The organism is Saprospiraceae bacterium (assembly GCA_016713025.1).
Taxonomy (GTDB): Bacteria; Bacteroidota; Bacteroidia; order Chitinophagales; family Saprospiraceae; genus OLB9.
On sequence record JADJPZ010000002.1, the window covers coordinates 376,409 to 393,764 of the forward strand.

The window sequence follows — 17,356 nt, forward strand, 5'->3', positions numbered from 1 at the left end:
AAAACTACAAATTTCGTTCTTCATTTAAACGTTAAAATATGAAATTATTCTTTTTAAATTGATTTTAACATCTTTTTCTTTTGTCTTGACACAAAAGAAACAAAAAGTCAAGGCTTTTTCATTTTCTTAACGTCAAAACTTCACAAAATGACTAAACATAAAAAACTCGCCTTTGGAATTTAATCTCCGTTTTTATATTTGAGGAACTTCGTTCTTTTGTTCACGCCTTATACATTCGTTTTGGCTCATACAGTTTTATGTTCTTAACGCAATTTTGCAAAGTTTTGTCTAAAAATGAAAAGGCCAATCAGAGGTAAACTTTGGCATTGTCTATATCAAAGAATATTAAGTTTACCGCTAAAAATTAAATATGCTTTAAAAATTACTAAAAACACCGATTGTCAATTATTTAATATGTATAATGCTGTATATTAGGTATTTAATAATATCGAAATTTATATTAAGATTTATCAGCGAGGACGATGGTTTCCTGATATTTTGCCTTTAGTTTTTTGATTGATTCATTCCATGATCCAAAGTCAGCTTTTTCGAGCATGAGTTTTTTATTTTTTATATCCATTTCAAGTATCACGGTTTTGTCCTTAAGTGTGTAAGATATTTTATAATCTATCAAATCATTTGATTCAGAAAAATTCTGAGGCACATTGTTGACAACTTTGCCTTGGGGAATTTCAAGCTCAATGGTATATTTGTACTGGGTAAGGTTGTCGAAGTCATACTTGGACTCCCTGTTTTGTTCTATGATATTTTTTTCAAATGGCTTCACAAGCATGAGGGATATAAATGATTGCTTTCCGGTGGCGACCATAAAGTTTTCCAGCGTAAACGAGTAATCAATACTATAGGGAAGGTCTCTCTCACGGATATTTTCTTCTTTAAAGTCTTTGAGTTTGAATTTATTGTTGCCTTTGAGCAAGAGGTCTTTTATCTTATTGAATCGTTTTTCTTTAGTGGCATCACCCAGAGAATGCAACACATTGCTGCGACTAAGTCCGTGCGTCTGATAAGATGCTTTGCCGTGGATGGTATTTTGCTGGGTATGAATCCGGATAAGCTCCTGCTGTAGATTCATCTCGGGAGATACTACTGGTACTTTTTCTATAGAGAATGAATCACCACGCTGTATAAGTGCTTCTTTACCCTGTATAAATCCGGTGGGCAGACCATACCCCGTCTCAGTATCTGTGGCATCAAGAAATATCGTCTTACCATCCAGCGTGATACTGGCTATCATATGATCATCTACTCCTGGCGTAGCCACATCTGCGTAGGTGTATGGAAGTCGGCGTGTACCGATCCAGCACAGATTGACGTCTTTGATACCTGCATATCTGGCCATAGTGGTGATGATACTCGACATGTCCTTGCAGTCTCCGAATTTTCTCTCATATACCAGTGAGGCTTCTCTTGGGATAAAACCTTCATACCCGTATTCAAAAGCCACATACTTGATATGATCTTTCACCCAATAGTAGATGGCTTTGATTTTTTCTTCATCGGTGTTCAGGTTTGTTGTAATTTTTTTGGTGGTTTCAACGAGTTCGGCATCATCTTTTTTATTGATGGCAGAAACAAAATTTTTATAATAATTGTAAAGATTACCTACATTTCCCAGTACGGGCACTGATTTGTCATCAAGTTTATAACTCCTGATATATACCATGATGTGTGGTGCGATATGGAGTACTCCCGGATGATTACTCTCAAACTTTAAGGGTTTGCCGTTTTTTCTTGTCCATCGGTATATATTCTTTTTACGTTTGCTGGTCTGACTGAACTCAATATCATTGGCTACATTGTTGAAGATTTTGTAGCCTATCTCTATATCTTTATCCACGCTTATCTCAAGTGTGGACTCTTCTACCGGTATATGTCCTGAAAATACAAATTTATGAAGCAGAAACGGGTCTAAGAATTCGGACTGATAGCTGTATATCTTTTTCGCCCCTATATCGAGATTGGTAAAAAGAAGTTTTTTGGATTTTAAATCGCTATGAAATACGCTGCCCGATGACTCTGCTACATCAGAAAGCTCTTTCACAGGAATTTTTTTCTCCTTTCCATCGATTTTTACTGAAGTAAAGCCCTCGTATGACTTCAGAGGAACAAGCTGAGAAAAAGAAAGATTTTCTGCATTGTTGTGAATACCATTTTCTGAAAGAATGACTGACTCAAAATAATTGTCCTGAAGGATAGATGGCTTTTTATCCTGGATAGAAAAGTCATAGGTCTGGCTTTCTTTGATGATGAGTTCGCTATATCCGGGATATCGTTTTTTCATTTCGTTGATATCACTCTGAGCAGATAGGTTTAGGACTATCAGGCACGTCATCATGATAAAACAACCTTGCGCACTATTTTTATTCATACCCTGATATTAATGATTTTGGATTTCTGTAAGCTCATCTGTGTCATATATTTTGGTTTTTACCAATTTACTATTTTTGAATATTTTCAGCTCTCCATGCATTTGATCGTTTTTATAGTTAGCAGTGTACGTCAGATTGCCGGATTGGTCATAAAATTCCTGATCGCCATGATATTCACCCATGGCAAACCTCTCTACTTTGTAGGGTTTTCCGTTGATGAAATACTCCTTTCTCACGCCATTGATCTTACCGTCAGTATAGTCACATAAATAATTGGGATTACCGTTTTTATCTGATATTTTTAGTGTTTTATTCCAGATACTTCTGTCTACTTGCAATCTGAAAGCTTCTTTCCCATCCGGATAATTGGATTCGATAGATACAGAAGCATCCCTTTTGACAGGAACTGCGCTTCCAAGTTTGCCGGTTGATTTATCTATCACTTTGTAATACTCTACATAATCCATATTATAACCCAAAGCCGCCACTTCATGACCATCTAGGTTGTAAAATGTGTATTCTCCGTTTTTGACATCTGCAAGAGCATCGTATTTATAGAGTGGTTTGCCGTTCTGATAGTACCTGGATGATGTACCGTATTCTACCCCATAGATATAATTTGCCACCGTACGAAGTGTACCACTGAGGTCATAATACTTGCTTTCTCCATGCAGTTTGCCATGATAATATGTGGATTCATTGCTCAAAGTACCGGTTTGGTGATAATACAAACATTTGCCGTGAAGTTCATCGTTGCTGTAATTGAAGTCGTTGACCGGAATGTTATCTGCATCTTTGGTGATAGATTTTCCGTTTTTAATGCCGTTTTTATAGTTGTCAATATATGTCAGCATACCATTTTCCGACTTTTTGGTAATCGTGCCATTCAGATGCAGAAATGAATCAATTTTAGTGATCTTACCATCCTTGTCATATGAAGTAGTCTGGTAGATGACATTGTCAATATATTTGTTGGCTGATACGAGTCTATTGCTATTTGAATAGTTATAAAGTGTGTACTGATTGTTATTGTCAATGAGATATCCTTCAAATCTGACAGAACTGTCCCTTCTGAATACTTTGTAAGGTCCGGTTTGAGCATCATCCTTGTAATAGCTGACCTGAGTCAGGGACCCGTTTTCATAAATCTGATTTAGGCCATCGGCTTTATTCTGTTTCATTGAGGTCAAAGTGGTCATTTTTCCTGATTTCTCATATGACTTTCTCAATCCATCTACTTGATTTTTGACATAATCAATTTCATAACTCGGATTTCCGTTAAAATAGTTGTACACCCACTTGCCATTCATCTGATCATTGGCAAATTTTCCTGTATGGGATGTTATGTTACCCGGATATTTCACGACAAAATCATTTTTTTTGATTTCTGTTGATTTGGGATTATCCTTTGAGTACTGGAATCCGGCCTTAAAATTGCCTGATGTGTACTTTTCTTCATAATATTTCTCTCCGTTGATATCAAAATATACAACACTCTCTAATTCTTCTTTGGAATTGAAGCTCTTTATCTCAGCAAGTTTTCCATTGGCAAAATATTCTTCATAAGATTTGATTTTCCCATTTTCATATAGAGACTGATTTTTAAGCGTTTGATTTTCCCAGAAAGTTTTAATGGCTCCGGTGACCTTTCCGTTGGTATAGTTTCCGGAAGATATTAAGGTTTTGCCATCATGATACTCAAATCCCTGACCTGTAAGTTCGCCGTTGATATAATCAAATGATGAGACAAGGTCTCCTCCAGGATTATACATTTTGTAGCTTCCATTCAGTTTGTCATTTGCAAAAGTGCATTCAAGTCTCTTGCTGCCATCCATATGGTGGCAGTTATAGCCGCCGGTCAAATGATTTTTTACATATGAGCCTTCACAGTTTTTACTTCCATTGGGATAAAAAGTAATAAATGGTCCATCATATGTATCATCTTTATAAGCTTCTGTCAAGCTCTTCTGACCATTTTCAAAGTATACGGTTCTGATACCATTTTTCAGGCCTTTTTCATATTCTATTTCTTCTGAGATTCTTCCGTTTTGCTGAAAATAGACCTGTTTGCCTTCCAGCATATCATCCTTAAAATTCAGGTCTCCGGTAGTTCTGCCATGTTTGTCTACCATCTTGAAGCGACCTTCATACTTTCCATTGACGACTGTTCCGAAGAGATTGGGATGACCTTCTTTTATAAACACAAGTACATCCTGCTCTTTACCATAATGAAGTTTCCTTCGTGTACTAAACAAAGGCCAAAAATCATTGGCTATAAATGTATTAGAAAACTGATCTATATCTTTTTGCTTGGAAGCCATGGATTTTTTCATCTGCTCCTTAAAAATCTGAATCAGATAATAGGTGGCAGATTCAGTCAGGTTTTTTACCTGCACCTCTTTCACCCATGGCAGGTAGGTCTTTTCAAAAAAACCATTTCTGATCGAATGGCTTCCTGCATACTCAAATATAGCTTGTGCGTGTCGGGTGAATATTTCATCCACCGAACATTTGAGTTTATATTTCGGATGGAGAGGCAACTGGTCTCTAAGGATGCTCTCGAGCTCAGCAAAATCATCACCATCAGGAGAGAATACGACTTTACTGTCGTTTTTGAGATAACTTTGAGACATCTTTACATTAAGTTTTGCCACAGCATCCTCGGCATACTCTCCGGTAGGGACCAATGCCAGATAACCAAGTAAAGCCAATGCTCCGGGCACAATTTTGCCTTCTTCAAGACACACCAATCCAAGGAAATAATGCGCTACACCATGATTAGGGTTGAGGTGTATCGTTTTTTTCAGAAATTCGATACACTTTGCATTATCCTCTTTATTGTAATGCATCAGTGCAATATTGTACAACAAAATAGGTGAATCGGGTGTCACTTTCATACATTGATCAAATACTTTTTGTGCCTCATCAAATTTTTTCATTTTTGTGAGCGAATTGGCATAAAGGATCATAGCTTCAGGAACTTCAAATGCATACACTGAATGATACCATTCTTCCAGTTCATCATGAGCCTGATCTGACAAATTCATGGCTGTGAGTGTAAGTATTCTCTCATATTTAGCCAAGTAGTATTGTGGATCAGTTTTGAATATCTTATCATAGTCTGCAAGCGCTTTGTCATACGCTCCCAAATCGTAGTGCTTAGATCCTGATTGTAAGAGAGAATCTCCATCATAAGTTTCAGGATATGATGATTGGCTATTTCCATGGGTGACAATGCATAATAAACCACTAATGCAACACAGCACTTTAAAACAATGTTGGCAAAATAAATGTATGCTGGACAAAGTCATGCTTTATTCTTTATTTAGTTTTTTTTAAAAGGAAATCAAGTTCAAATATCTCAAAAACTGAACCAAATATATTTTGTAAATGATAAATTGTCCGTTTTTATTATAAGTTTGCAAGATTATTTGCAATAAACCTGATTTTATTATGTTTAAAAATGTCATCATTTTGTTTTGTCTCTTTTCTGCAATGACTCTTTTATCACAGGAACGCTCCAATCATGGCAGAAAATTTGAACAACTTGACAATATTTTAAGATCTCCCAATGAGTATCGTGGAGCTGATGGTGCTCCGGGTCCGAAATACTGGCAACAGAAGGCGGACTATAAGATTAAATGTACCTTAGATACCAAAACACAAAGGATTGATGGCTCTGAAACGATTACATATCACAACAATTCTCCGGTAGAGATGACCTACCTGTGGTTACAGCTGGATGAAAACGAGCACGTACCTACCAATACAAAACACCACATGAACGGATCAAAAATGTTTGATGTGATGGATCAGGGTACCATCGACAGACTGGAAGCCACTACACAACTGGATAAGTACGGTGTTAAGATCAAAAAGCTCACTTCTGACAAAGGTTTACCGCTGAAATATATCATCAACGAAAGTATGATGCGGATAGACTTGCCGACTCCATTGAAGCCCGGCAAAAAGGTATCATTTAATATCGACTGGTACTACCATATGATCAATCGCAGGGTTACTCCCAGCTGGGGTCGTGGTGGTTATGAGTACTTTGAAGATCATAGCAATTATTTATATACTGTCGTACAGTGGTTTCCGCGCATGTGTGTCTACAGCGATTATGAAGGTTGGCAAAACAAACAATTTCTTGGCACAGGAGAGTTTACTCTTGCTTTCGGCGACTATGATGTAGAAATCACTCTCCCTGATGATCATGTGGTAGCAGCAACAGGTGAGTGCCAGAACTACAAAGAGATACTAAGCCCAACACATTACAGTAAGTGGATTCAATCTCAAAATGTCAAAACACCATTGGAAATAGTTACACTCGAAGAAGCCAAAGCCAATGAAAAAACTCCCATTTCATCCAAAACCAAAACATGGAAGTATAAAGCAAAAAATGTCAGAGACTTTGCCTGGACGGCCAGCAAAAAATTTGTCTGGGATGCCATGCCACACTATAATGAGCTCGGTCAGAAAGTCATGTGTATGAGTCTTTACGGCAAGGAAGCATATCCTATATATAATAAATACTCCACAAAAGTCATCGATCATACACTCCGTACCTACTCAAAGTACAGCATACCTTATCCATATCCGGTAGCCATATCAGTAGAAGCTGCCAATGGGATGGAGTACCCTATGATATCTTTTAATCCGGGACGTGTAGATGCTGATGGTACCTATACAGAAGGTTCCAAGAGAGCTGCTATCCTTGTCATCATCCATGAAGTGGGACACACCTATTTTCCCATGATCATCAACAGTGACGAGAGACAATGGGCATGGTTTGACGAAGGGGTAAATAGTTTCGTGCAATTCCTCACCGAGCAGGAATGGGACAACAACTTTCAGTCTTCTGGAGGTGTACCTCACAATATCACTGAGTATATGTCCAGGCCCAAAGACAAACTTGAACCCATCATGACCAATAGTGAAAATATAGTGGATTATGGAAATAATGCTTACAGTAAACCAGCGACAGCACTAAATATACTTCGCGAAACGATCATGGGCAGAGAACTGTTTGATTATGCCTTTAAGGAATATTGTCGCAGGTGGGCATTCAAACATCCTACTCCTGATGATTTTTTCCGGACGATGGAGGAGGCCAGTGCCATGGACCTTGATTGGTTTTGGCGAGGATGGTTTTATAGCATTGATGCCGTAGATATAGCTTTAGACAGCGTGATATGGTACAAAGTAGATACTGAAAATGATCCGAAACAAAAGGTAGATACTTTCCGCAATGTCATCAAAAAGCCCAAAGATTTCCTGACCAAACAGCGTAATCGTGAACAGTTTGGTACCTTTCCGGTAGAACGGGATAGTTCCGCTTCAGATTTTTACAATACTTACCGACCCTGGGAAACAGAAGACTCCATAGATATCACTATCATGATGAAGTATAATGACCTTCTCAATAAGGAAGACAAGGAATCCAAATATGGAAGTAAAAATTACTATGAACTACAATTCAGCAACAAAGGTGGACTTGTGATGCCCATCATTATTGAGTGGACTTTTGATGACGGTACAAAGGAGGTCGAGCGGGTACCTGTAGAAATATGGCGCAAAAATGAAGACAAAGTGACCAAAGTCTTTGTAAAAAATAAAGAAGTGACGTCTATCATCATCGATCCATACCGAGAAACAGCCGATATCGACGAGTCCAACAATAGTTTTCCGGTGCGCGAGATTCCGACAAGATTTCAGCTTTTCAAACAGCATAAATATAAGGAAAAACTTAATCCTATGCAGAAGGCTAAGGCTCGGGAGATTAAGCCATGACTTCCTTAGAATTTGCAGAATCACAGCAATCGTGTCTTCACTTTTGAGTAATTTAGTTACACATATGAAAAATATAAATGAGATATTGATCTATGGTTTCGAGGATAAATGTATCTTTAATTTTTTAGACTTCCATCTTACTTCAATCCTAAATTTATCACCTAATGAATAAAACAAATTATATCTTAAAAGCCATCATGATGTTGATATTGTGTAGCTTTTTTACTAAAGCGATATATGGTCAGCAAAAAGTGAAAAATGACAAAGTCAAAAGAGATACAACTTATTATGCCTACTGGAATGCACTCCAAAAGTTATGTGGAAAATCATTTAGAGGAACAATTGCAGCAGGAGGTCAGAATGACACGACCTTTACAGGAAAAGATCTTGTAATGCATGTGAAAAAATGTAGTCAAAATGTAATCAAAATTCCATTTTATGTAGGACAAGATTACTCAAGAACGTGGGTGCTTACTAAAACCTCAAATGGTATTGTACTCAAGCATGATCACAGACATGAGGATGGGTCACCTGATATGATTACCATGTACGGAGGTCACACTACCAATTACGGAAACAGTACCAGACAGACTTTTCCCGCTGATCAGCAAACGGTAGATATATTGCCGGCGGCCACTGGTAATGTTTGGTGGATAGAGATCTTTTCCGGCAAATCGTTTACCTACAACCTGAGAAGGGTCAACACCGACCGTTATTTCAGTGTATATTTTGATCTTACAGTAGAAATTGATACACCACCCTCTCCCTGGGGATGGAAAGAATAGAAAAATAGTTGATGAGCGTAATTTTTTTTATCATTCTGTGAGACCAATTGTGAACAGAAAATAGTCCCTAAAAATTTAAATCATAATGTATTGTAAATTACATAATTATGATTATAAATTTTTGCAACCAATTTTCTGTTTGGTATAAATAACAGGAAAGAGCTCCATAGTGAAGGCTAAACGCACAACCTGCCTTCACTACGTTTGTCAGACATGGGGAAGTAATTATAGATTTTTAGGTATTAAGTAAATCCTTTTAAATATACTCCGCAATATGAGGACGTTTTAAAATTTTTTATATTGGTTTCATAATATTTTAAAAACCATTCATTACATTTGCTAAATGTATGAACATATGCACATTTAATGACCCTTACCATTGATCATAGCAGTCCACTACCGAGACATATTCAGGTAGAACATTTGCTCAGACAATTGATCGAGTTGCCACAATATGCTGAAGGAGAATATCTGCCTGGAGAATTGGATCTAGCTACAAAGCTTGGAATCAGTAGAAACACTATACGACAAGCTACAAATAAACTCGAACAGGAAGGCCTCATCATACGTCAAAAGGGAAAGGGAACACGTGTCGCTAGCAAAATGGTATCGACAAAACTTGATAACTGGCATTCCTTCACTCAGGAAATGAATGACAAAGGAGTTTTATTCATCAACTATCTGATCAGATGCGAATTAACAGAAGCGGATCAGAAAGTAGCCTCATTTTTTAGTATCCCGCCAAAATCTCTTGTCTTCAAGTTGTGCAGACTGCGAGGTGACAAAAATGGTCCATTTGTTTATTTTGAAAGTTACTTTCATCCTCGTTTAGGATTGAACAGGGAAGATGACTTTTCAAAACCATTATATGAGTTGCTTGAAAAAAAATATAATACTCCGGTCGTCACTTCGAAAGAAATGATTTTCGCCCGTAAGTCAAACCTAAAAATCGGCAATTTGCTAAAAATTAAAAAGCAAGATATTGTGATGATAAGAGAAAGATATGTGTTTGATCCGCGTGAAAGACCTGTAGAGTACAATATCGGGTATTATGATGCTGAAAAATTTACTTATACCATAGAAATCAAACGATAAAAACACATGACAACACAAAACATTGCCATAGGAGCAGATATAGGTGGTAGCCATATTACATGCCGGCTTATTGATCCTGAGCACAAAACTATAATTGGTGATAATATTGTACGCCGACACGTAGATAGTCAAGCATCTAAAGGCGAAATACTTTCAGCATGGTGTCAGGCGATAAATGAAATAAAAGCGGACTTGAGTTGGGATGAGATAAAAGGAATAGGATTTGCCATGCCGGGACCGTTTGACTACCCTAATGGTATTGGTCAGTTTGAAGGTGTACCAAAGTTTCATAGCCTTAATGGTGTGAATGTCAGAAACGAACTAATAAGCAGATTGGGTTTACCTGATGGTTTGTCTGTTCGTTTCATGAATGATGCAGCTTGTTTTGCTATAGGAGAGTCATTTTTTGGACAGGTCTCTGCCCACAACAGGTTTCTTGCTATCACTTTAGGTACCGGATTTGGCACTACTTTTATAAAAGAACATCGACCTGTTGCAGGAGAAGATGGATTGACTGACGATGGATTTCTGTGGTATGTCAAGTTGGGCGACGGTATGGCTGATGATCATTTTTCGACAAGGTGGTTTGTCAATACTTACAAAAAACTTACCGGTATTGATGTACCGGGAGTAAAGGAATTATCTGACAAGTATGCATCTGATCCAATCATCCAACAGATGTTTTCTGAATTCGGAAATAAGCTTGGTAGCTTTCTTGCCCCATGGCTCAAAGCATTTGGAGCAGAAGCAGTAGTCATAGGAGGAAACATCTCAGGGGCATATGCTTTTTTTAAAGACGATCTGGATACCAGTCTACTGGATGGTGGTGCGAACGTCAGGATTTATATATCTGAATTGCAGGAAAATGCTGCCCTTTGCGGAAGCGCCGTATTGAGTGACAACGATTTTTATCATCTTTTAATAAAATAACTTATGAGTATTTCATCTTCAGCTGCAATCAATAAAAGCATCGCAGTACCGGTTCTCTTGTCTTTTTTTGTAATGAGTTTTTGCGATTTGATAGGTCTGGGCGTGGACAATGCCAAAGCTGACTTTAATCTTAGCAACACACTCGCAAATATGATTCCTCTTGCGGTTTTTATTTGGTTTCTGATACTATCTGTGCCCGTAGGAATAGCTCAGGATCGGATCGGTAAAAAGAATATGGTCAACATCGGAATGATTATCACTGCAGTAGGATTACTTATTCCTTTTTTGATGTACTCATACGTCAACCTGCTGATAGGTTTTGTTTTGCTTGGTATAGGCAATACGATACTTCAGGTCAGCGCCAATCCTTTACTGATAGACATTGTACCTGAAAAAGGTAAAGCCAGCTTTCTGAGCTATTCACAGTTTATCAAAGCCATAGGATCCATGATTGCTCCTTATGTAGCTTCATGGTTTGCTTCACAATATGGTGACTGGAAAATGGCTTTTCTGACATTTGGTATCGTATCACTGATCACAGCGATATGGTTGCATTTTACCACAATCAACGAAAGCAAAAATACAGAGGAAAGAGCATCTATAGGTTCAGTGGTCAAACTTCTGGCCCAGCCATATGTCGTCGTGATGGTACTCAGTATCTTTTTTGTGGTGGGGCTCGATGTGGGTATCAACGCTGTTTCAGGTCAATTTCTGATTTCAAAGTTTAATATGGATCTGGAGCCGGCATCTCAGGGAAGAAGTTTGTACTTTTTTGGAAAAATGCTGGGTACGTTTATCGGCGGCATGATTCTGTCAAAAGTGGACTCTAAAAGATTTCTGCTTTATTCTACTGTAGCGACTACTATTTGCGTTTTACTCTTTATTTGGTCTCCATCTACTACATGGGCACTTGCAATGATGTTTGTGATTGGATTTGTTGCTTCAGTTATTTTTCCTTTAGTGTTTGCTCTGCTTGCTGATAAATATTCGATCAAAATCAATGAAATATCTGGCCTGATCATCATGGCAGTATGTGGTGGAGCCTTTATACCTCCGATAGCCGCCAAAATAGCAGATATGAGCAGTGTATCAGTGTCCCTTTATGTATTTGTTGCTTGTGGTATTTATATGATTTTAGCATCTTTATACGCTTTAAAAGAACAAAGAAAGTAATTAATTCACATTGACTGACAATAGTCTCTTTCGAAAAACAGACCAATACCTGCTGCCGTTAAATGCTGAAAAAACTGTAGCCGATATGGAAGTTTATAATATCTTTCCGTCGCATCGTTTGGGTGGCGGAAAGATATGGAGTGGTTTTGATACTCTGGCTGAAACTATCTCAGATCAAAAAGTAGTGCTGATAGACGGATATCAGGGAGTATTTTTTGATGAAATTGCCAACCAATTGGCACACATTTTAACTGATCAAGGTAAAAAAGTATCCTTACAGAGTACTTATACTGCCATGTATCCACAACAAACCATCGAGACCATTATTGAGCCATTTCTCGGTAGCTATGATCCGGTTTTCGGCAAAGTGACGACCCTTCTTCTTGCAGATTTTTTGATGAAGAAAAACAATCACAATTGGAAGAAGATGCCACTGCTGATATTACCATCATATATGGTCCGGGCGCTTTTCTGTCACCTTCAAATGGTTTTAGAATATATATCGACCTTCCCAAAAATGAATTGCAATTCAGAGCAAGAGCAAAATCCATTTTCAATCTGGGAAGTAATGTACACGATGAACCATCTTTGATGTACAAGCGGTTTTATTTTGTGGATTGGCCCGTATTAAACCATCATAAAGCAACCTGGACTGACAAAATTGACATTATAGCTGATGGTCAGCATCCCGGTGAGATTGTTTGGGCATCAGGTGCTGATTTTCTTAAAGGGCTGCATGAAATCTCACGCAATGTTTTCAGGGTTCGACCTTGGTTTGAACCTGGAGTATGGGGCGGCACCTGGATCATGGACCACATTGAAGGACTGAATAAAAACGTAAAAAATTATGCCTGGTCATTTGAATTGATTACACCTGAAAACGGGATTATATTCACAGCCAATGGTTTGAATCTCGAAGTTTCATTTGATTTTCTGATGTATCAGGAAGGTAACTCAGTATTAGGATCAGATTTCGACCGGTTTGGTTTTGAATTTCCCATCAGGTTTGATTTTCTTGATACATTTGATGGCGGAAATCTGTCTGTTCAGTGCCACCCAAAGGAAGAGTATATCAAAAAGCACTTTAATGAAAACTTCACGCAGGAAGAGACATATTATATTCTGGATGCTGCAGATGACGCCACTGTATATTTAGGATTTCAGGATGATATAGACCCGTCAGCATTTAAAATAGCCTTACAATCCAGTTTTGAAAACGGACAAGCTATAGATATTGAAAAATATGTACAAAAACTTCCGGCCAAAAAACATGACCTATTTCTGATACCACCGGGAACCATTCACGCTTCAGGAATAAACAATCTGGTACTTGAAATCAGCGCTACACCATATATTTTCACCTTCAAAATGTATGACTGGGTCAGACCTGACTTGACTGGCCGTCCAAGACCACTGAATATAGAACGTGGATTTGAAAACCTTGATTTCAACCGAAAAGGAACCAAAGTCCAGGCCGAACTTATCAGTAAACCTGTGGAAATAGACAGCACAGAAGAGTGGACATTATGGCACCTTCCTACACATCAGGAGCACCTGTATGATGTACACAGAATAAGTCTGACATCGCGGATAAAAATCGATACTGATGACAAGTGCCATGTATTGAGTTTAGTCCAGGGCAGAAAGATAATAGTAGAAACCCAAAACGGATATAAAAATACCTACAGCTATGCTGAAACATTTGTGATACCCGCTGCTTGTGAAAGTTATAGTATCATCAATGAAGGTGATACAGAAGTCATGATTATTAAAGCCTTTGTAAAATAAAGAAATATGAAACCAATTTATATTATCATCTTCACTTTTTTATTCTACACGATCCATGGTCAGTTGCCTGCTGATGTAAAAAATACCATTTTGGTCAATGGTTTTGTAAAAAAGACTGATGGACTTGATTTTTCATACAATTCTTCGATTCCTGTGGCTAAAGAGTGTATGCTCATACGCGCTTATGATGGAAAATCAACTATGGAATGGGAGACAGCACCGGCACCGTCAAGTGTTGGAAAAGATGTCACTTTTGTATGGCTTGCAGGTATAGGGTCTTCGCCAGGTATTGGCTATTTTGATGTGGTCATCGATGGTGTCAAAAGTTTTACTTTTGCTACAGACGGCAGCAATGACTGGCACCAAAAAGCCGCCAATGGTATGTCTCTTCATTTTAAAAGTGATATGACAGACTCGCATGGAGACAGATTCGGATTTATGTATCTGAAAGTGCCATCTCAATTATTGGTCCAAGGCAAGCCTTTGAAAATTAGAATTACGGGTCAAAACAACAATAAATCATCCTGGTATATGACCTTTAAATTTCAATTGGAGGACGGTATCAAGGTGACAACACAGCCAGGTATCATCAAATCCGGTAATAAACAATACCAGTTAGCCATTGCCAATGTGCTGCACTTCGGAGCTGATACAAAAGCAAAAATTTTTATCGAAAGCAAACTTATGTCTGAACCGGATGTAAAGTTTGGATACAATTATCTCAAGCTTCAATTACCGGTATCAGACAAAACAAAAAATGTCCCTTACAGACTCGAAATAGTAGGTAAAAAATATACAGGTCAACTCAACATCAGCCCCGTAAGAAAATGGAATGTACATTTTGTACAGCATTCGCATACGGATATCGGATATACGCGATCACAAACTGAAATTCTTGCGGAGCATCTTCGCTTTATAGATTATGCATTGGATTATTGCGACAATACTGATCAATATCATGAAGCGGCAAAATTCAGATGGACATGCGAAGCATCATGGGCCGTGGATGAATACCTGAGGAGCAGACCGGCATCTCAGGTGAAAAGACTCAAAAAGAGAATATCTGAAGGAAGAATAGAAGTTACAGGAATGTACTTCAATTTTGACGAATTGCCAGATGAGCAGATATTGGCGGCATCCCTTCAACCCTTAAAAAGGATCAAAGATCACGGCATCAATGTAAAAACAGCCATGCAAAATGATGTCAATGGTATCGGATGGAGCCTTTGTGATTACTATAGTGATATGGGTGTCAAATACCTCAATATGGGAACCCATGGACACAGGGCATTGATCTGTTTTGACAAGCCTACATTATTCTGGTGGGAGTCACCATCCGGAAAAAGAATGCTGACGTTCCGCGCAGAACACTACATGACCGGAAATACAGTTTTTAAAATTCATGCTCAGAATTTTAATGTATTTGAAACCGAATTGCTCAACTATCTCAGAGAACTTGAAGCTAAAGGTTATGCTTATGATAAAATAGCCATACAACATTCGGGTTACCTCACCGACAATTCCGCACCTTCAACACTTGCAAGTGATATGATCCGTCAGTGGAATGAAAAATACGAGTGGCCAAAACTAAAAACTGCTATCTCCACCACTTTTTTTGAAGAGATGGAATCAGCCGGTCATCAGTTTGAAGTGATCAAAGGTGCATGGCCCGACTGGTGGACAGATGGTTTCGGAGCATCAGCCCGGGAAGTTGCCACTACCAGAACTGCCCAAAGTGATTTTATAGCCAATACTGCCGGTATGACTATGGCAGCTATACAGGGAGCAAAACTGCCGTCAGGTATAGGAAATCGTATCGATGACACCAACTCCGCACTGCTGTTTTATACAGAGCATACAGTAGGGTATCATGCCAGTGTCAATGATCCTTACCACAAATACAGCATGGAACAAAAGTCACTTAAGGAGTCATACGCGTGGGAGGCCGGAAGACGAGCTAAAATGCTGGGTGAAGAGACGATGGGACTGCTTCAGAGCTTTGTGCAGCGCGAAAAAGATCCGTCAATCATCGTTTATAATACTTTGAACTGGGAGCGCAGCGGTTTGATCAGAGTGTATATAGATCATCAGATCCTGCCAAGATACACTTCCTTTTATATCACCGATCAGGCTGGAAATCCACTTAAGGCTCAACCTGTAGAACACCATTCTGATGGTACATATTGGGCTATATGGGCAGATAGAATTCCTGCATTCGGCTATAAAAAATTTGTCATAACAACCGATAAAAATAAACCATTAGCTACGACTAAAGGTGATGAATTTAAAGATGGTGTTATTGAAAATAAATTCTACAAAATAAAAATTGACTTTGCAGAAGGTGGAATTTCAAGTTTGATAGATAAAGACCTGAATGCTGAACTTGTGGATATTAAAAGTACCTATAAACTCGGAGAATTTATCTATGAACGCTTGAGCAACAGGTCGCAGATGGAGTCCCGTGTGCTCAACAATTTTACGAGAAAAGGTCTGGATTCTGTCTGGTATGATGGGTATGAAACGGGTGCTATCTGGAATACCATAAGATGTAAAGGAAATACCGTAGCGGCCAATGAAAAAGGGACTTATGTGTTTGAAATAAGGATATTTAATGATGTGAAACGTATAGATTTGTTTTATGCCATTGACAAAAAGCTGGAAACGGCACCTGAAGGTATTTATATAGCATTTCCTTTTGCAATGGATGGTGGGCAGTTGGCATTTGATGTACAGGGCGGAGAGGTCAGAGCCGGAATCGACCAGATACCCGGATCATCCAATGACTGGAATACGGTACAAAACTATGCGCGACTTTATGACAAAAACGGTCAGGTATTGTTGTCTTCATCTGAAATGCCACTCATGCAGTTTGGTGCCATCAACACCGGCAGGTACAAGGCCGGCGCGAAACCTGAGCGCACACACATCTTTGGATGGCCCATGAACAATTATTGGGTGACCAATTTTAATGCATATCAGTTTGGAGGCCATGAATGGATGTACACCATATCAGGGGTTAAAAATCCATCTGCTACAGAAGCTGTCAGATTCGGATGGGGAAAAAGAACTCCTTTCCTGAGCAGGGTATTACCGGGTGGAGGCACAGGTGGATCTGATTGGTCAGGTAGTTTTTTAAAAGGATGGGCCGATAATTTGTTGTTGGTCAGTGCTATTCCTGGGGCTGATGGCAAGTCAGCCATCTTACACCTTAGGGAAACTGAGAGCAAAAATGCAGTTCTTCGCTTGTACAATGGAAAATCAGAAAAACCCATTAATTTGATTCAAACTGATGTCACCGGAGAGCCAGTAAAAAATGGCAACAATGTGTTTAATCCACTTGAAAGTAAGTTTTTCAGGGTGATGATTAAGGAATAGAACTTGGCAATTCCATATATATTTTTA

At 38.5% G+C, this 17,356-nt stretch carries 8 protein-coding genes and 1 pseudogene; 7 read left to right on the forward strand and 2 right to left on the reverse strand.

Annotated elements, in window-relative coordinates:
* Positions 1-460: 460 nt before the first annotated feature.
* Together IPK35_01780 and IPK35_01785 are read right to left on the reverse strand one after the other, a co-directional pair.
* On the reverse strand, positions 461-2,389 hold the full coding sequence (locus IPK35_01780; GenBank protein MBK8052029.1) for a DUF3857 domain-containing protein: 1,929 nt from the start codon (positions 2,387-2,389) through the stop codon (positions 461-463).
* A gap of 9 nt (positions 2,390-2,398) precedes the next feature.
* A complete protein-coding gene (locus IPK35_01785; protein MBK8052030.1) occupies positions 2,399-5,656 on the reverse strand; it encodes a hypothetical protein in 3,258 nt (1,085 codons plus the stop codon).
* A 187-nt stretch (positions 5,657-5,843) separates the two neighbouring features.
* Between IPK35_01785 and IPK35_01790 the strand changes: the two genes are divergently transcribed.
* The 7 genes and pseudogenes from IPK35_01790 to IPK35_01820 all read left to right on the forward strand — a co-directional run bounded on the left by IPK35_01790 (position 5,844) and on the right by IPK35_01820 (position 17,329).
* On the forward strand, positions 5,844-8,183 hold the full coding sequence (locus IPK35_01790) for a M1 family metallopeptidase (GenBank protein ID MBK8052031.1): 2,340 nt from the start codon (positions 5,844-5,846) through the stop codon (positions 8,181-8,183).
* A gap of 200 nt (positions 8,184-8,383) precedes the next feature.
* On the forward strand, positions 8,384-8,968 hold the full coding sequence (locus IPK35_01795) for a hypothetical protein (protein ID MBK8052032.1): 585 nt from the start codon (positions 8,384-8,386) through the stop codon (positions 8,966-8,968).
* Positions 8,969-9,334: 366 nt separating this feature from the next.
* Positions 9,335-10,063, forward strand: a complete 729-nt coding sequence (locus tag IPK35_01800) for a GntR family transcriptional regulator (GenBank protein ID MBK8052033.1) — start codon at positions 9,335-9,337, stop codon at positions 10,061-10,063.
* A gap of 6 nt (positions 10,064-10,069) precedes the next feature.
* Positions 10,070-10,993, forward strand: a complete 924-nt coding sequence (locus IPK35_01805) for an ROK family protein (GenBank protein MBK8052034.1) — start codon at positions 10,070-10,072, stop codon at positions 10,991-10,993.
* 3 nt (positions 10,994-10,996) lie between these two features.
* Positions 10,997-12,166, forward strand: coding sequence for an MFS transporter (locus tag IPK35_01810; GenBank protein ID MBK8052035.1), 1,170 nt, complete (start codon positions 10,997-10,999; stop codon positions 12,164-12,166).
* Positions 12,167-12,176: 10 nt separating this feature from the next.
* Positions 12,177-13,954 (forward strand): annotated as a pseudogene (locus IPK35_01815) (class I mannose-6-phosphate isomerase).
* Between the two features lie 6 nt (positions 13,955-13,960).
* A complete protein-coding gene (locus IPK35_01820) occupies positions 13,961-17,329 on the forward strand; it encodes a glycosyl hydrolase family 38 (GenBank protein ID MBK8052036.1) in 3,369 nt (1,122 codons plus the stop codon).
* Positions 17,330-17,356 lie beyond the last annotated feature (27 nt).